The following is a 14,019-nucleotide window of genomic DNA, read 5'->3' as shown; positions in this document are numbered from 1 at the left end:
GCACCCTGAACTTCTGAGCCTGCAACCATGCCCTCTTTTGATACCGTTTGTGAAGCCGACGTGGTGGAAGTGAAAAATGCGGTGGAGAACACCGCCAAAGAAATCGGCACCCGCTTCGATTTCAAAGGCACGTCAGCTGCCATCGAGCTCAAAGACAAAGACATCACCTTGATTGGCGACAGCGATTTCCAGCTGCAGCAAATCGACGACATCCTGCGCAACAAACTGGCCAAGCGCAACGTGGATGTGCGCTTCCTGGACAAGGGCGATGTGCAAAAAATCGGCGGCGACAAGGTCAAGCAGGTGGTGAAGGTGCGCGAGGGCATTGCCAGCGAGGATGCCAAGAAGATTCAGCGGTTAATTAAAGATAGCAAGCTCAAGGTGCAGGCGGCGATTCAGGGCGAGTCGGTGCGGGTGACGGGTGCCAAGCGCGACGACTTGCAAGCGGCCATGGCGCTGATCCGCAAAGACATGACCGACCTTCCCCTCACTTTTGACAATTTCCGCGATTAGCAATTGGGGTCAGATTCCAATTGATTAATTGGAATCTGACCCCAATTTCTGGCCGCCAATGCGGCTTTCTTCCCCGCGCATCAGCTTGGCGATATTGCCTTGGTGCCGCCACACCAAAATGGCGCTCATGACCACCGTGGCCAATAGCACGAAGTCGTCGGCATACCAAGCCACGCGGTGGCCAAGGAAATAGTAAGCGGGCGCAAACACCGCGCTGGCCAGCGCCGCCAAAGACGAATAGCGCGAGAAGAACGCCACGATCAACCAAGTGGCGAAGGTGGCCAGGCCCAACAAGGGCTCGATGCCAAACAACACGCCCGCCGCCGTGGCCACGCCCTTGCCGCCTTGGAAGCGGAAGAACACCGGCCACACATGACCCAAGAAGGCCGCCAGCGCCACCAGAGCCACACTGCCCTGGCCCAAACCGTAGGCCGCGCCAAACTGCACCACGGCATACACCGGTAACCAGCCTTTCACGCCATCCAGCAACAAGGTGAGCAAGGCCGCCAGTTTGTTGCCCGAGCGCAGCACGTTGGTGGCCCCGGGGTTGTGGCTGCCATAAGAGCGCGGGTCGCTCAGGCCCATGACGCGGCTGACCACCACCGCAAACGACACCGAGCCAATCAAATAGGCCAGCACCGTGGCCAACAGCGGGTGCAGCAATTCAAGCGGGATGTTCATGCTTCAAATCGCCGGGTCGCGCAGGTCCCAACGGATGGCGTCGATGGCCGCCAACACCTCGGGCGAGAGCTGGGTGCCCCAAGCGTTCAAGTCTTCGTCAAGCTGCGCCACCGAGGTCACACCAATGATGGTGCTGGCGACACGCCAGTTGGTGTAGCAAAACGCCAGCGCCAGCTGCGTGGGCGTCATGCCGTTGGCGCGGGCCAAGGCGTTGTAGCGGCGCGATGCTTCCAGCGCTTCGGGGCGGCCCCAGCGCTGCTTGCGCATGCTTTCGTATTTGGCGATGCGGGCTTCTTTGGGCGCATCGGGGCCGGTGATGCCGGAGGCGTCGTACTTGCCGGTCAACAGGCCAAAACCCAGCGGCGAATAGGCCAACAAGGACACGTCCAAGCGGTGCATGGTCTCGTCCAAACCGTTGTCCAAAATCCGGTTCACCAAGCAATACACGTTTTGCACGGCGGCGATGCGCGGCAGGTTGTGTTGCTCGGCCAAGCGCACAAACTCATGCACGCCATAAGAGGTTTCATTCGACAAACCGATGTAGCGCACCTTGCCCGCTTTCACCAAGGTGCTCATGGCGTCGAGCTGTTCGTGGATCGAGGTGACCGTGCGTTCTTTGCTGGGCTCGTAGTACATCGCGCCGAAGATGGGCGCGTGGCGCTCGGGCCAGTGAATTTGATACAGGTCGATGACGTCGGTTTTCAGGCGCTTCAAGCTGGCGTCACACGAGGCCAGGATGTCGGCGGCGGTCATGCCGTCGCCACTGCGCACCCACGGCATGCCGCGCGAGGGGCCCGCCACCTTGGTGGCGAGCACCATTTTTTGGCGCATCCCTGGGCGCTTGGACAGCCAGTTGCCGATGTAGGTCTCGGTGAAACCATAGGTGTCGGCGGTGGGCGGCACCGCGTACATCTCGGCGGTGTCGAAGAAATTCACGCCCCGCTCGATGCTGTGGTCCATGATGGTGTGGCTGGTCGCTTCGTCCACCTGCTGACCGAAAGTCATGGTGCCCAGGCAAATGGGGGTGACGTGCAAATCGCTTTGGCCCAAGCGAACAGGGGTGAGGCTGAGTGTGTTCATGGGGCGGAGTTTAAGCGGCGCGGGCTGGCATAGGCGCGACAGGGGTTGGGGCGGCTTTGCATGAGAATGCGCCCATCTGATGACGCCGCTTCAATTGAAAGACACGCCAACATGAACCACACCCCTACCGCCATCGTCACCGGGGCCGCTCGCGGCATCGGTCTGGCCACCACGCAGCTTTTCTTGGCCAAGGGCTACCAAGTGGCCATGGTGGACCGCGACACCGAGGAGTTGCACCGCGCCGCCCAAGGCTTGCAACACGTGTTGCCCGTGGACTGCGATGTGTCCGACGAACAGCAAGTGGCAGACATGGTGCGCACGGTGCAGGGCTGGTCCGGGCGGATTGACGCGCTGGTGAACAACGCGGGTGTGGCCGACTTTGGGCCGATTGAAGAAACCACGTTCGCGCGTTGGCAAGCCGTGATGCGCACCAACTTGGACGGCGTGTTTTTGTGTTCGCAAGCGGTCATCCCGGCGCTGCGCCAAAGCCAAGGCAGCATCGTCAACATCGCGTCCATCTCGGGCCTGCGTGCCTCCACCCTGCGCGTGGCCTACGGCACCTCCAAGGCTGCCGTCATCCAACTCACCAAACAACAAGCGGTGGAGTTGGGCGAACACGGCATCCGGGTCAATTGCGTGGCGCCTGGCCCCGTGCGAACCAAGCTTGCCATGGCGGTGCACAGTCCAGAGATCATCAGCGCCTACCACGATGCCATCCCACTCAACCGCTATGGCAGCGAGGCTGAAATTGCCCGCGTGATTGTGTTTTTGGCCTCCAACGAGGCCAGCTACCTCACCGGCCAAGTGGTGGCGGTGGACGGTGGGTTTGAGGCGACGGGGGTGGGGTTGCCGGCGTTGAGAAATTAAATCTTGCGAGATGCATTCATTTCCTTAAAATGCATGCACTTTCTGATTTCAACATGAGGTTGAGCCATGGCCATGCTGACTGTTCGCAATATTCCAGACGATGTTCACCGCGCCCTGCGCCTGCAAGCAGCGGCTCATGGGCAAAGCACCGAGGCCGAAGTTCGCCAAATACTGGCGAATGCGGTCAACCCACCAAACCGAGTCAAGATGGGAGATGCCATGTCTGCATTGGGTCAGCAAATGGGCTTGACCAATGAAGACGTCGAAGCTTTGGAGGAAATTCGACCACGAATAGCCGCCGAACCCATGCGTTTCGAATGATCTTGCTTGACACCAATGTGGTTTCAGAAGCCATGAAACCTTTGCCCCATAGCCAGGTTTTGGGTTGGCTGAATATGCAAGCCGCTGAAACTTTGTTTGTGTCTTCCATCACGTTCGCTGAATTGTTGTTTGGTGTTGCCGCAATGCCTCAAGGACAACGCAAACTGAGGCTAGAAGAAACCGTGGATGGACTTGCAGACATGCACAAAGGACGAATCTTGGGCTTCGACTTGGACACGGCCAAGACCTACGCTCAACTCGCCGCTCTGGCCAAATCCAAAGGCCAAGGTTTTCCGACTGCAGATGGCTACATCGCCGCCATCGCGGCATCCAAGCGCATGATCGTGGCCACTCGAGACACAGCACCTTTTGCGGCTGTGGGTTTAGAGGTGATCAACCCTTGGCTTGCTTGACCTTGCCCGCTCTTCTTCCCTCAACCGCAACACCCGCCTCTGCACCTTGCCCGTCGTGGTCATCGGCAAAGACTCGATGAATTCAATGTCTTTCGGGTACTCATAGGGCGCCAGCAGACCGCGCACATGCTGTTGCAACTCAGCCACCAAACCATCTGTAGCGACAAAGCCCGCCGCCAACACCACATAGGCTTTCACCACGTTGCCGCGCTCGGCATCGGGCTTGGGCACCACGGCGGCGTTGGCCACAGCGGGGTGCTTCACCAAGCAGTTTTCAATTTCGCTGGGGCCAATGCGGTACCCCGCCGACTTGAACACATCGTCGGCGCGGCCCTGGTACCAGAGGTAACCGTCGGCGTCGCGGGTGGCCAGGTCGCCGGTGCGGCACCAGTCGCCGCTGAATTTGGCGGCGGTGGCCTCTGGCTGACCCCAGTAGCCCAGGAAAAAAATCGGGTCGGGGTCGCCGTGCACATCGAAGCGGTGCAAGGCCACATCGCCGGGCACACCGACAGCGCACTCTTGGCCCTCCTCATCAATCACCGCCACCCTGTGCCCGGGGTAGGCGCGGCCCATGCTGCCGGGCTTGGCAGGCCAACCCACGCCGCCGTCGGTCTCGCCATTCATGGCGCAGTTGCCAACGATGTAGTTCACCTCGGTCTGGCCAAACATCTCGTTCACGGTCACGCCCAGCTCTTGTTGGCAGTAGTTGAAAACAGCGTCGCCCACCGCCTCACCGGCGCTCATGATGGCTTGCAAGTCGAGTTGAAACCGCGTGCTGGGGTGCGGGTAGGCCTTCATCATGGCCTTCAAAGCGGTGGGAAACAAAAAAGTGTGGGTGACGCGGTGTTGCTGCATCAGGCCAAAGGCCAAGTCGGCTGAAAACCGCCCTGCCCAAGCGACGATGGGCCGCCCGAAATACAGGCTGGGCAACAAGGCGTCCATCAGGCCGCCGGTCCAGGTCCAATCGGCGGGCGACCACATCACGGCGTGGCTGCCCAAGGGCAACGCGTTGTCATCCTCCGGCGACGGCCCGCTGGGCGCAAAACCAAACCAGTTTTGGCTGCACACAAAACCACTCAGGTTGCCGATCAATGCACGGTGCGGAATGAGTGCGCCCTTGGGCGGGCCGGTGGTGCCGCTGGTGTAAATCAACACCGCGGGGTCGTTGGCCAAGGTGTCGGCCATGGGCCAAGCTTTGGCCTGCATGTGCCAGGGCATGTCGTCCACGTTCAGCAGGGTTTGCAGTTCGGGGCAGTCGGCTTGCAAGGCCTGCACCGTGGCGGCAGAAACGTGGTCCACCACCGCCAGCACGGCTTGCGCATCTTGCAGGCGAAACAACAAGGCTTCGGGGCCAAAGAGTTGCGACAAGGGCATGACCACCGCGCCCATTTGCCACAGCGCCATATAGGCCACGGCGGTTTCGAAACGCTGGGGCAGCACCACGGCCACGCGATCACCGCGCTGCACGCCTAAAGCGGCCAGTTGCTGGCTCATGGCGTTGGCCCCGGCTTGCAACTCGGCGAAGCTGTGCTGTGTTGCGGGGGCATCTACATGGTGGCTGATGACGGCCACGCCCTGGCCGTTGTCGTGCGTGGCCCAGCGCTTGGCGCACAACTGCGCGATGTTCATTTGACGCGGCACCTGCCAGCGAAACTGCAGCAGCATGGCTGCGTGGTGGTCTAGAGCCTGAGGCTTCATGCGAGACGTCCTTATGATCGACGGAATGTACCAAGTCCAACGCCAGGCTATCAGCCGATTTATTCCCCTGCGTCACCTTCAATACCACGTGCGCGAATGGGGCCGCCCCAATACCCACCAACCCACGCTCTTCATGGTGCATGGTTGGATGGATGTCGGCGCCTCGTTTCAATTCGTCATTGACGCCTTGGCCGAGGAGCGTCACATCGTGGCGCCTGATTGGCGCGGCTACGGCCTGACCCACCCCGGCGAAGTGGACAACTTCTGGTTTCCCGATTACTTGGCCGACCTGGATGCGTTGATCGACCACTACCAACCCGAGGGTGAAATCGACCTGCTGGGCCACAGCATGGGCGGCAACGTGGTGATGCAATACGCGGGTATTCGGCCCACACGGATTCGCCGCCTCATCAACTTGGAAGGCTTTGGTTTGGCAGCCACCAAACCCGAACAAGCCCCCACCCGCTACGCCCAATGGATGGATGAAATGAAGGCTTTGCGTGTGGGCGAAAAAGCCCTGCGCAGCTACCCCAGTGCCGAGGCGGTGGCCCAGCGCTTGATGAAAACCAACCCGCGTTTGGACGCCCACAAAGCCGCATGGCTGGCCCAGCATTGGGCCAAGCCCAACGCCCAAGGCGAATGGGAGATCCTGGGTCACGCCGCGCACAAAGTGACGAACGCGAATTTGTTTCGGGTGGAAGAAATTTTGGCGATGTACGAGCGGATCACGGCACCGGTGCTGAACGTGGAAGCCAGCGACAACAGCTTGGACACCTGGTGGAAAGGACGCTTCACGTTGGCCGAGTACCACCAGCGGATTCAGTCGGTGAAAAACCTGCACACCGTGGTCATCGAGGACGCTGGCCACATGATGCACCACGACCAACCCGCCGTTTTGGCGCAGCACATTGAAGCGTTTCTAAACCAGCCATGACGCAAACCGATGTGCTGATCATCGGCGCGGGGGCCGCCGGTTTGTTTTGCGCGGGGGTGGCGGCACAACAAGGTTTGCAGGTGCTGCTGCTGGACCACAGCCCCAAGGTGGCTGAAAAAATCCGCATCTCGGGGGGCGGTCGCGCCAACTTCACCAACAAAGACATCGACACCCGTTCGCCGCACAAGCACTTTTTGGGCGAGAACCCGCAGTTCGCCCGCAGCGCCTTGAGCCGTTACACCGCCGCCGATTTCACCGCGCTCATGCACAAGCACGGCATCGCATTCCACGAAAAACACAAGGGCCAGTTGTTTTGCGTCCGCAGTGCGCAAGACCTGATCGACATGCTGCTGCGCGAATGCGAGGCCGGTGCCATGGGCGGCAAAGTCACGCGTTGGCAGCCTTGCAGTCTGCAAAGCTTGCAGTTCAGCGATGCCACAGCCCATGGCTACACCGCGCAAACCAGCCAAGGCGAGGTGCAAGCCCAGGCCGTGGTGGTGGCCAGCGGCGGCTTGTCGATTCCGAAAATTGGCGCCACCGACCTGGGCTTTCGCTTGGCCCAGCAGTTTGGTTTGAAGGTGGTGACGCCGCGTCCAGCTTTGGTGCCGCTCACCTTCAGCGCCGCTGATTGGCAGCCCTTTGCGGCCTTGGCCGGTTTGTCCTTGCCCGTGGACATCAGCACCGGCAGCGGCAAGCACCGCCCCGTGTTCGAGGAGGATTTGCTCTTCACCCACCGCGGCTTGTCGGGGCCAGCGGTGCTGCAAATTTCAAGTTATTGGCAGCCTGGAAAGCCTATCGAGCTGAATTTGTTGCCGCAAACCGACTTGGACGCGGCCTTGCTGGCCGCCAAACAGCAGTCCAAAAAGCAACTGGCCAACACCCTCACCGCTTGGCTGCCGCAGCGCTTGGCCGACACCTGGGTGGCGCAAAACAGCGCCTGGCAACGCGCCCTGCCCGACACCCCGGACAAAGCCTTGCACCAACTGGCCCAGGCCCTGAGCCAGTGGACTCTGACGCCTGCTGGCACCGAGGGCTATGCCAAAGCCGAGGTCACCGCGGGCGGCGTGGACACCCAAGCGCTGTCCCAGCAGACTTTGGAATCGCGCCAGCCGGGCTTGTATTTCATAGGGGAAGTGGTCGATATCACCGGCTGGCTGGGCGGCTACAACTTCCAATGGGCCTGGTCCAGCGCCCATGCCTGTGCCCTTGGCTTGGCCCAGCGGCTTAAAACGCTATAATTTCGAGCTTGATTACGGCCACCCCCCGACAGCCACAACCCGTTGGGAACCACCGCCGCCACGGTTTTGAAGTCCGATCTTCTTCTTTTCCAAGGTGTGCACATTTTGAAAATTGTTGTCAATGACCACCATCCGTGTAAAAGAAAACGAACCCTTTGACGTGGCCCTGCGCCGCTTCAAGCGCACCATCGAAAAATTGGGCTTGCTCACCGACTTGCGTGCCCGCGAGTTCTACGAGAAACCCACTGCCGAACGCAAACGCAAAAAAGCAGCTGCTGTCAAACGCCACTACAAGCGCGTTCGCAGCATGCAGTTGCCCAAAAAACTGTACTGATCCCGACGCAAGCATTGGCTTGATCAGGCTCGCCCGGCCCGTCCGTGCGGGCCTTTTTACTTGAGGAGCACAGCCATGGCGCTGAAAGACCAAATCACCGAAGACATGAAAACCGCGATGCGGGCCAAGGACAGCGTGCGCTTGGGCACCATCCGCCTGCTGCAAGCGGCGATGAAGCAAAAAGAAGTGGACGAGCGCATCGAGCTTGACGATGTGGCGGTGATCGCCATCGTCGACAAGCTCATAAAACAGCGCAAAGACTCGGTGGCCGCCTACCTGAGTGCCCAACGCCAAGACCTGGCCGATGTGGAATCCGCTGAAATTGGCGTGCTCGAGGTGTATTTGCCAAAGCGTTTGAGCGCCGAAGAAATCCAAGCCGAAGTCGCCGCCATCGTGGCCGAGGTGGGCGCCGCTGGCCCCGGCGACATGGGCAAGGTCATGGGCGCCGTGAAAACCCGTTTGGCTGGCAAAGCCGACATGGGCTTGGTGAGTGCCGCAGTGAAAGCGGCATTGGCGGGTTGATGGCGCCTTTTGGAAAAGCCGCTTGACTGGGGCGGCTGTCGCCTGTCAGCCCTGCCCCTGAAGACACAGGTGTTTCAACACCACGCGCCGTAGCGGCGGGTTTCCCAATCGGTTACGGCGGCCTGCCACTCAATCCACTCCTGCTGCTTGACCGCCTCATACACCTCTGAAAAAGCCGACCCCATGGCCTGGCGCAGGGCTTGGTCTTGGCCAAAGGCTTGCAGCGCTTGGCCCAAATCGGCGGGCAAGCGGCGCAGTTGGTGCAGCTGTTGCAGCTCAACAGGCATCTGATACAAATCTTCGTCCAGGGGTGCGGGTGGGGTCATGGCCCCGTCGATGCCCAACAAGCCAGCACTCAGCGTGGCCGCCAAGGCGGCGTAGACGTTGGCGCTGGGGTCGGGCAAGCGCCACTCCACCCGGCCAGCGACACTGCGCACCAAGGCAGTTCGGTTGTTGTCACCCCAAGCAATCAGGTTGGGCGACCAAGTGGTGCCAGATTGCGAGTGGGTGGCCGCCAAGCGCTTGTAGCTGTTGACGCTGGGGGCACACACTGCGGCCAAGGCAGGCGCATGGTGCAACAAGCCCGCTACAAACTGCTGGCCTTGCAATGACAAGCCATGCCGCCCCAAGGGGTCGGCCAGCACGGCCCGGCCTTGGGCATCGGTGAGCGAGAGGTGAAAGTGCAAGCCGCTGCCCGGGGCATGGGCAAAGGGTTTGGGCATGCCCGAAAACACCATGCCGTGTTGTTCGGTGACGGCTTGCGCGGTCATCTTGAACAGCATGTAGCGGTCGGCTGCAGCCAACATCTCGTCAAAACCATAGTTCACTTCCCACTGGCCGTTGGCGTCCTCGTGGTCGATTTGCAGCAGCTGAAAATCCAGCGCCAGCAGTTGACTGCGCAGGCTTTCGAGCCAAGCGGCTTGGCGTTGCATCACCGCCAAGTCGTAGGACGGCTTGGCTTGCACATCGCTGGGGTCGGCCGGTTTCAAGCCCTCGGCCCTGTCCTTGTCAAACACAAAAAACTCGGGCTCGATGCCGACCCGGGCGGTCCACCCACGTGCCTTCAAACCACCCAAGACCGTGGCCAACACTTGGCGCGAACAGGTGTTGAGCGGCTGGCCACCGGCAAAGCCGCTGCACACCGCACGGGCCACACCGGGCCACCAAGGCAGGGCTTGCAGGCTGTGGGCGTCGATGCGGCCAAAGTATTCCGAGCGCGGCCCCATGCGCGGCAAGCCCGTGCCCCAAATCGAGGGGCCACTGAAACCTGCGCCTTCATCGATGAGTTGCTGCACATGGACCAAGGGCACCAATTTGCCTCGGGCCTGGCCCAAGATGTCGGTGAACTGCGCCAGCACCGTGTGCACACCTTGGGTGCGCAGTTGTTGCAGGCGTTCTTCCAATGAAAAAGAGCTGTTAGACATGGTTGATCGGGTGATGTTGGGAACTTTCCAAGGCCGATGGCAGTTAGCGGGAATGTCGACCCTGCGATTGTGCCTTTGAAAACAGTGGTTTTAATTCTGCCTAAAATCAGCCACCAGTTGCACTTTCACCAGTGCGTTATTCAACCACTTGACTACGCCATGACCGTGACCGACAACACCACCTTTTTGCGCATTGATCACATCACCAAACGATTTGGCGAGACCGTTGCTGTCAACGACGTCAGCCTCAATATCGAGCGCGGAGAAATCTTCGCCCTGCTGGGCTCCTCTGGTTGCGGCAAGTCCACCTTGTTGCGCATGTTGTCTGGCTTTGAAAACCCCAGCAGCGGACGGGTTTGGCTTGATGGCAAGGATGTGACTGATTTGCCCCCGTATGAGCGACCGATGAACATGATGTTTCAATCTTATGCGCTGTTTCCACACATGAATGTCTGGGAAAACGTGGCCTTTGGCTTGAAACGCGATGGCGTGGGTAAGGCCGAAATTGCCCAAAGGGTGGACGCTATCTTGCAACTGGTTCAACTGCAAAAGCTTGCCAAACGCAGTCCTCATCAACTCTCTGGCGGGCAGCAGCAACGCGTGGCCCTGGCCCGCAGTTTGGTCAAGCGTCCGCAATTGTTGATGCTTGATGAACCCTTGGGGGCATTGGACAAAAAACTGCGCGAGCAAACCCAGGTGGAGTTGGTCAACATCATCAAACAAGTGGGCGTGACCTGCGTCATGGTCACGCACGACCAAGATGAGGCCATGACCATGGCCGACCGCATCGCTGTGATGAGTGAGGGCCGTTTTTTGCAGGTAGGCACCCCAAGCGATGTCTACGAGTACCCCAACTGCCGCTTTGTCGCCGACTTTGTGGGCAACGTGAACTTGTTCGACGGTGAATTGACCGAGGACCAACCGGACCATGCCCTCATCACCAGTTCAACCTGTACCTTCCGCATTGGCCATGGTATTTCCGGCCACCTGGGCATGGCGGTCAGCGTGGCTTTGCGCCCCGAAAAAATCAATCTGTCTTTCACCAAACCCAGCATCGATCACAACGCCGTGCATTGCACGGTGCAAAGTTTGTCTTACTTTGGCAGCTACACCAGTTATGCATTGAAGATGGGGAACGGCCTGACGATGCAGACTTGGGTCACCAATGCAGACCGGCACCAAGACCCGATTGAGATCGGTCAACAAGTTTGGGCCCATTGGCAAGACAACGCCATGGTGGTGCTGACCCAGTGAATCACTTTTGGTGAGCCCCCGGCCTGCCGCAGCGCCAAGGCCATCTGCACCAAGCCACTGATCTCAGGCGCCAGCCACCTTCATGCGGTTGATCAGCATCGAACCCACGGTTTTGGCGCCGTAGTTGTAGGTGTCGGCACCCACGGCCTGGATGCCCATCAGCATGTCTTTGAGGTTGCCGGCGATGGTGATTTCTTGCACTGGAAACGCAATTTCACCCTTCTCGACCCAAAAACCACTGGCTCCGCGTGAATAGTCGCCGGTGACGTAGTTCACGCCCTGCCCCATCAGTTCAATGACAAACAAACCAGTGCCGAGTTTTTTCAGCATGGCTTTCAAGTCGTCATGAGCTTGCGTGAGTTTGGATTCGAGCACCAGGTTGTGCGAACCGCCTGCGTTGCCGGTGGTGCGCATGCCGAGTTTGCGTGCCGAGTAGCTGCTGAGGAAATAGCCTTCCACTTGGCCATCGCGAATGACTTGGCGGGCCGCGGTTTTGACACCTTCTTCATCGAACGCCGAACTGCCTTTGCCTCGCAGGATGAACGGGTCTTCGTGCACCTGAATGTGGGCGGGCAGCACTTGGGTGCCCAAGGAGTCCAGTAAAAAACTGCTTTTGCGGTAGAGCGCACCGCCACTCAAAGCGTGCACCAAGCCGCCCAACAAGCCCGCCGCCAAGGGCGACTCGAACAAGACCGGGCAACTGGTGGTGGGGATTTTGCGTCCATGCAAACGGCTCAGGGCGCGTTCTGCGGCATAGCGACCCACGGCTTCAGGCGAGGCCAATTCATTGGCGTGGCGCATCGAGCTGTACCAGTGGTCGCGCTGCATGTCGTCGCCTTTGCCAGCGATGGGTGCCACGGAAATGCTGTGGCGCGAACTGGCGTAGCCGCCACGAAACCCATGCGTGTGGGCGCTGAAGAAATGGCTTTGCTGGGCCGAGACTGCCGCCCCTTCGCTGTTGGTGATGCGTTTGTCCACGCCCATGGCTGCGGCTTCACAGCGCAACGCAATCTCAGCGGCTTGTTCGCTGGTGATGCTCCAGGGGTGGAACAAATCGAGGTCGCGTTGTGCGTGGGCAATCAAATCAGCATCGGGCAAACCAGCCATTGGGTCTTCGGCGGTGAAGCGGGCGATGTCGTAGGCGGCTTGCACCGTGCGTTCAATCGCCGCTTGCGAAAAATCAGAGGTGCTGGCGCTGCCTCGGCGGTTGCCCAGGTAAACCGACACGCCCAAAGACTTGTCGCGGTTGCGTTCGACGTTTTCGAGCTCGCCTTTGCGCACGGACACGCTCAAACCGGTGCCTTCAGAGGCTTCGGCGGCGGCGTTGGTGGCGCCGATTTTTTTGGCATGGGCCAAGGCGCTGTCAACCAAGGCTTCAAATTGGGCGCGGCTGTTGCTAAAACCTGGCAAGGCGGCGGACGAGGATGCGGGGGCGTGAACGGTGTGGGTCATATCGACAGCTATGATACTTGGCCCCCTATAACCTCACACCATGTCCCGCAAACCCACCAAAGGCTATTACGTCAAAGGTCATTTTGTTGCCGAAGGCAGCGATCTCGACTTGGAGCTCAAGCGCGAGCAAAAAGGCCAAGATTTATCCAGCAAAACCGACATGAAGCGTGAAAGCACCGAGTTGCAAAAACTGGGTGAAGATTTACTGGAACTGCGCCAAGACGCGATGCTGCAGTTGGTGGCGCAAGAACACGTGCCCGAGGCTTTGCATGAAGCCATCCGCGAGGCGAAGAAAATCACCAACTTCGAAGGCAAGCGCCGTCAAATGCAGTTTGTCGGCAAGCTGATGCGCAAACTCGACGAAGACCAAGTGCAGGCCATTCGTGCTGCGTTGGATGTGCAACACAATGGCAGCGCCGAAGAGACCTTGGCTTTGCACATGGCCGAGCATTGGCGTGACCGCTTGTTGCAAGACGACGCCGCCTTGGCCGAGTGGCTGAGCGCCCACCCCGACACCGACAGCCAGCAACTGCGTGCCTTGGTGCGCCAAGCCCGCAAAGACGGCCTGCCCGACAAAACCGCTGTGTCCCATGGACAGTTTCCGCGCCAAGGCCGGGCCTTCCGCGACATCTTCAAAATCGTGCGCGATCACCTCACCACTTCTGACACACCCCAATCATGACCACGCCCTTAGACACGGTGCGCATTGGCATCGTTTCCATCAGTGACCGCGCCTCGAGTGGCACCTACGAAGACAAAGGCTTGCCCGCCCTGCGCGACTGGCTGGGCCAGGCTCTGCAAAACCCGCTTGCATTCGAGCCGCGCCTGATTCCCGATGAACAAGCCTTGATCAGCCAAACCTTGGTGGACCTGGTGGAGGCCGGTTGCCATTTGGTGCTGACCACCGGCGGCACGGGTCCGGCCAAACGCGATGTGACACCAGAAGCCACTTTGGCCATTGCCGACAAGGAAATGCCCGGCTTTGGCGAACAAATGCGACAAATCAGTTTGCGCTTTGTCCCCACCGCGATTTTGTCCAGGCAAGTGGCTGTCATTCGCGGTGAGGCGCTCATCATCAACTTGCCGGGTCAGCCCAAGTCCATCACCGAAACCTTGGGCGGCTTAAAGTCCCCAGATGGAGAGGTGTTGGTGGATGGGATTTTTGCCGCCGTGCCGTATTGCATCGACCTGATTGGCGGCCCCTATTTGCAAACCCACGATGGTTTTTGCAAAGCCTTCAGACCGAAATCAGCGGTACGCCCTGTGCCAGATGCTGTTTGAGTTTGAA

The 14,019-nt window shown here is 59.7% G+C and carries 16 protein-coding genes; 11 read left to right on the top strand and 5 right to left on the bottom strand.

What is annotated here, in order from left to right; translation table 11 throughout:
• Positions 1 to 27 precede the first annotated feature (27 nt).
• Entirely contained in the window at positions 28 to 513 is a 486-nt protein-coding gene (locus AC8GFP_RS02985; protein ID WP_506610075.1) for a YajQ family cyclic di-GMP-binding protein, read from the top strand.
• A 24-nt stretch (positions 514 to 537) separates the two neighbouring features.
• Here AC8GFP_RS02985 and plsY read toward each other — a convergent pair whose 3' ends face one another.
• Together plsY and AC8GFP_RS02975 are read right to left on the bottom strand one after the other, a co-directional pair.
• Complete coding sequence (gene plsY, locus AC8GFP_RS02980) at positions 538 to 1,194, bottom strand: glycerol-3-phosphate 1-O-acyltransferase PlsY (RefSeq protein WP_506610072.1); 657 nt, start codon at positions 1,192 to 1,194, stop codon at positions 538 to 540.
• A gap of 3 nt (positions 1,195 to 1,197) precedes the next feature.
• Positions 1,198 to 2,274 carry an aldo/keto reductase gene (locus AC8GFP_RS02975; protein ID WP_506610070.1) on the bottom strand — a complete coding sequence of 359 codons (1,077 nt, stop codon included), beginning with the start codon at positions 2,272 to 2,274 and terminating at the stop codon, positions 1,198 to 1,200.
• A gap of 111 nt (positions 2,275 to 2,385) precedes the next feature.
• Here AC8GFP_RS02975 and AC8GFP_RS02970 point away from each other — a divergent pair, with 111 nt between their 5' ends.
• The 3 genes from AC8GFP_RS02970 (at position 2,386) to AC8GFP_RS02960 (ending at position 3,875) form a co-directional block, all read left to right on the top strand.
• The gene (locus AC8GFP_RS02970; RefSeq protein WP_506610068.1) at positions 2,386 to 3,141 is read left to right on the top strand and encodes an SDR family NAD(P)-dependent oxidoreductase; all 756 of its coding nucleotides are present in this window, start codon (positions 2,386 to 2,388) and stop codon (positions 3,139 to 3,141) included.
• 66 nt (positions 3,142 to 3,207) lie between these two features.
• Entirely contained in the window at positions 3,208 to 3,462 is a 255-nt protein-coding gene (locus AC8GFP_RS02965) for a FitA-like ribbon-helix-helix domain-containing protein (RefSeq protein ID WP_506610066.1), read from the top strand.
• Positions 3,459 to 3,875 carry a type II toxin-antitoxin system VapC family toxin gene (locus AC8GFP_RS02960; protein ID WP_506610064.1) on the top strand — a complete coding sequence of 139 codons (417 nt, stop codon included), beginning with the start codon at positions 3,459 to 3,461 and terminating at the stop codon, positions 3,873 to 3,875. Before AC8GFP_RS02965 ends, AC8GFP_RS02960 begins: the two co-directional genes overlap by 4 nt.
• Here the strand turns inward: AC8GFP_RS02960 and AC8GFP_RS02955 are convergent.
• Complete coding sequence (locus AC8GFP_RS02955; protein ID WP_506610062.1) at positions 3,846 to 5,573, bottom strand: acetate--CoA ligase; 1,728 nt, start codon at positions 5,571 to 5,573, stop codon at positions 3,846 to 3,848. The two genes, AC8GFP_RS02960 and AC8GFP_RS02955, sit on opposite strands and share 30 nt — an antisense overlap.
• Positions 5,574 to 5,598: 25 nt before the next feature.
• Here AC8GFP_RS02955 and AC8GFP_RS02950 point away from each other — a divergent pair, with 25 nt between their 5' ends.
• The 4 genes from AC8GFP_RS02950 (at position 5,599) to AC8GFP_RS02935 (ending at position 8,601) form a co-directional block, all read left to right on the top strand.
• Positions 5,599 to 6,507, top strand: coding sequence for an alpha/beta fold hydrolase (locus AC8GFP_RS02950; protein WP_506610535.1), 909 nt, complete (start codon positions 5,599 to 5,601; stop codon positions 6,505 to 6,507).
• The gene (locus AC8GFP_RS02945) at positions 6,504 to 7,745 is read left to right on the top strand and encodes a BaiN/RdsA family NAD(P)/FAD-dependent oxidoreductase (protein WP_506610060.1); all 1,242 of its coding nucleotides are present in this window, start codon (positions 6,504 to 6,506) and stop codon (positions 7,743 to 7,745) included. The genes AC8GFP_RS02950 and AC8GFP_RS02945 overlap by 4 nt, the downstream gene beginning before the upstream one ends.
• Positions 7,746 to 7,866: 121 nt before the next feature.
• Positions 7,867 to 8,079: a 30S ribosomal protein S21 gene (gene rpsU, locus AC8GFP_RS02940; protein ID WP_007833691.1), complete on the top strand. Its 213-nt coding sequence runs from the start codon at positions 7,867 to 7,869 to the stop codon at positions 8,077 to 8,079.
• A gap of 75 nt (positions 8,080 to 8,154) precedes the next feature.
• Positions 8,155 to 8,601 (top strand): GatB/YqeY domain-containing protein, encoded by a 447-nt coding sequence (locus AC8GFP_RS02935; protein WP_506610057.1) that lies wholly within the window; start codon positions 8,155 to 8,157, stop codon positions 8,599 to 8,601.
• Positions 8,602 to 8,675: 74 nt separating this feature from the next.
• Here the strand turns inward: AC8GFP_RS02935 and AC8GFP_RS02930 are convergent, their stop codons facing one another.
• Positions 8,676 to 10,025, bottom strand: a complete 1,350-nt coding sequence (locus tag AC8GFP_RS02930) for a type III glutamate--ammonia ligase (RefSeq protein ID WP_506610055.1) — start codon at positions 10,023 to 10,025, stop codon at positions 8,676 to 8,678.
• Positions 10,026 to 10,184: 159 nt separating this feature from the next.
• Between AC8GFP_RS02930 and AC8GFP_RS02925 the strand changes: the two genes are divergently transcribed.
• Positions 10,185 to 11,279 carry an ABC transporter ATP-binding protein gene (locus AC8GFP_RS02925; RefSeq protein ID WP_506610053.1) on the top strand — a complete coding sequence of 365 codons (1,095 nt, stop codon included), beginning with the start codon at positions 10,185 to 10,187 and terminating at the stop codon, positions 11,277 to 11,279.
• A 63-nt stretch (positions 11,280 to 11,342) separates the two neighbouring features.
• Here AC8GFP_RS02925 and pmbA read toward each other — a convergent pair whose 3' ends face one another.
• On the bottom strand, positions 11,343 to 12,731 hold the full coding sequence (gene pmbA, locus AC8GFP_RS02920) for a metalloprotease PmbA (RefSeq protein WP_506610051.1): 1,389 nt from the start codon (positions 12,729 to 12,731) through the stop codon (positions 11,343 to 11,345).
• A 40-nt stretch (positions 12,732 to 12,771) separates the two neighbouring features.
• On the opposite strand from pmbA, the gene yjgA reads away from it, so the two are divergent.
• Positions 12,772 to 13,413, top strand: a complete 642-nt coding sequence (gene yjgA, locus AC8GFP_RS02915) for a ribosome biogenesis factor YjgA (RefSeq protein ID WP_506610049.1) — start codon at positions 12,772 to 12,774, stop codon at positions 13,411 to 13,413.
• On the top strand, positions 13,410 to 14,012 hold the full coding sequence (gene mog / locus AC8GFP_RS02910; protein WP_506610047.1) for a molybdopterin adenylyltransferase: 603 nt from the start codon (positions 13,410 to 13,412) through the stop codon (positions 14,010 to 14,012). Before yjgA ends, mog begins: the two co-directional genes overlap by 4 nt.
• The last annotated feature ends 7 nt before the right edge of the window (positions 14,013 to 14,019 follow it).

The sequence above is a fragment of the Limnohabitans simekii (SeqCode) genome, from assembly GCF_965234735.1.
GTDB classification, from domain to species: Bacteria; Pseudomonadota; Gammaproteobacteria; order Burkholderiales; family Burkholderiaceae_C; genus Limnohabitans; species Limnohabitans simekii.
The sequence above is the reverse complement of the archived record's forward strand: the minus strand, read 5'-3'. Positions and strand labels throughout refer to the sequence as shown.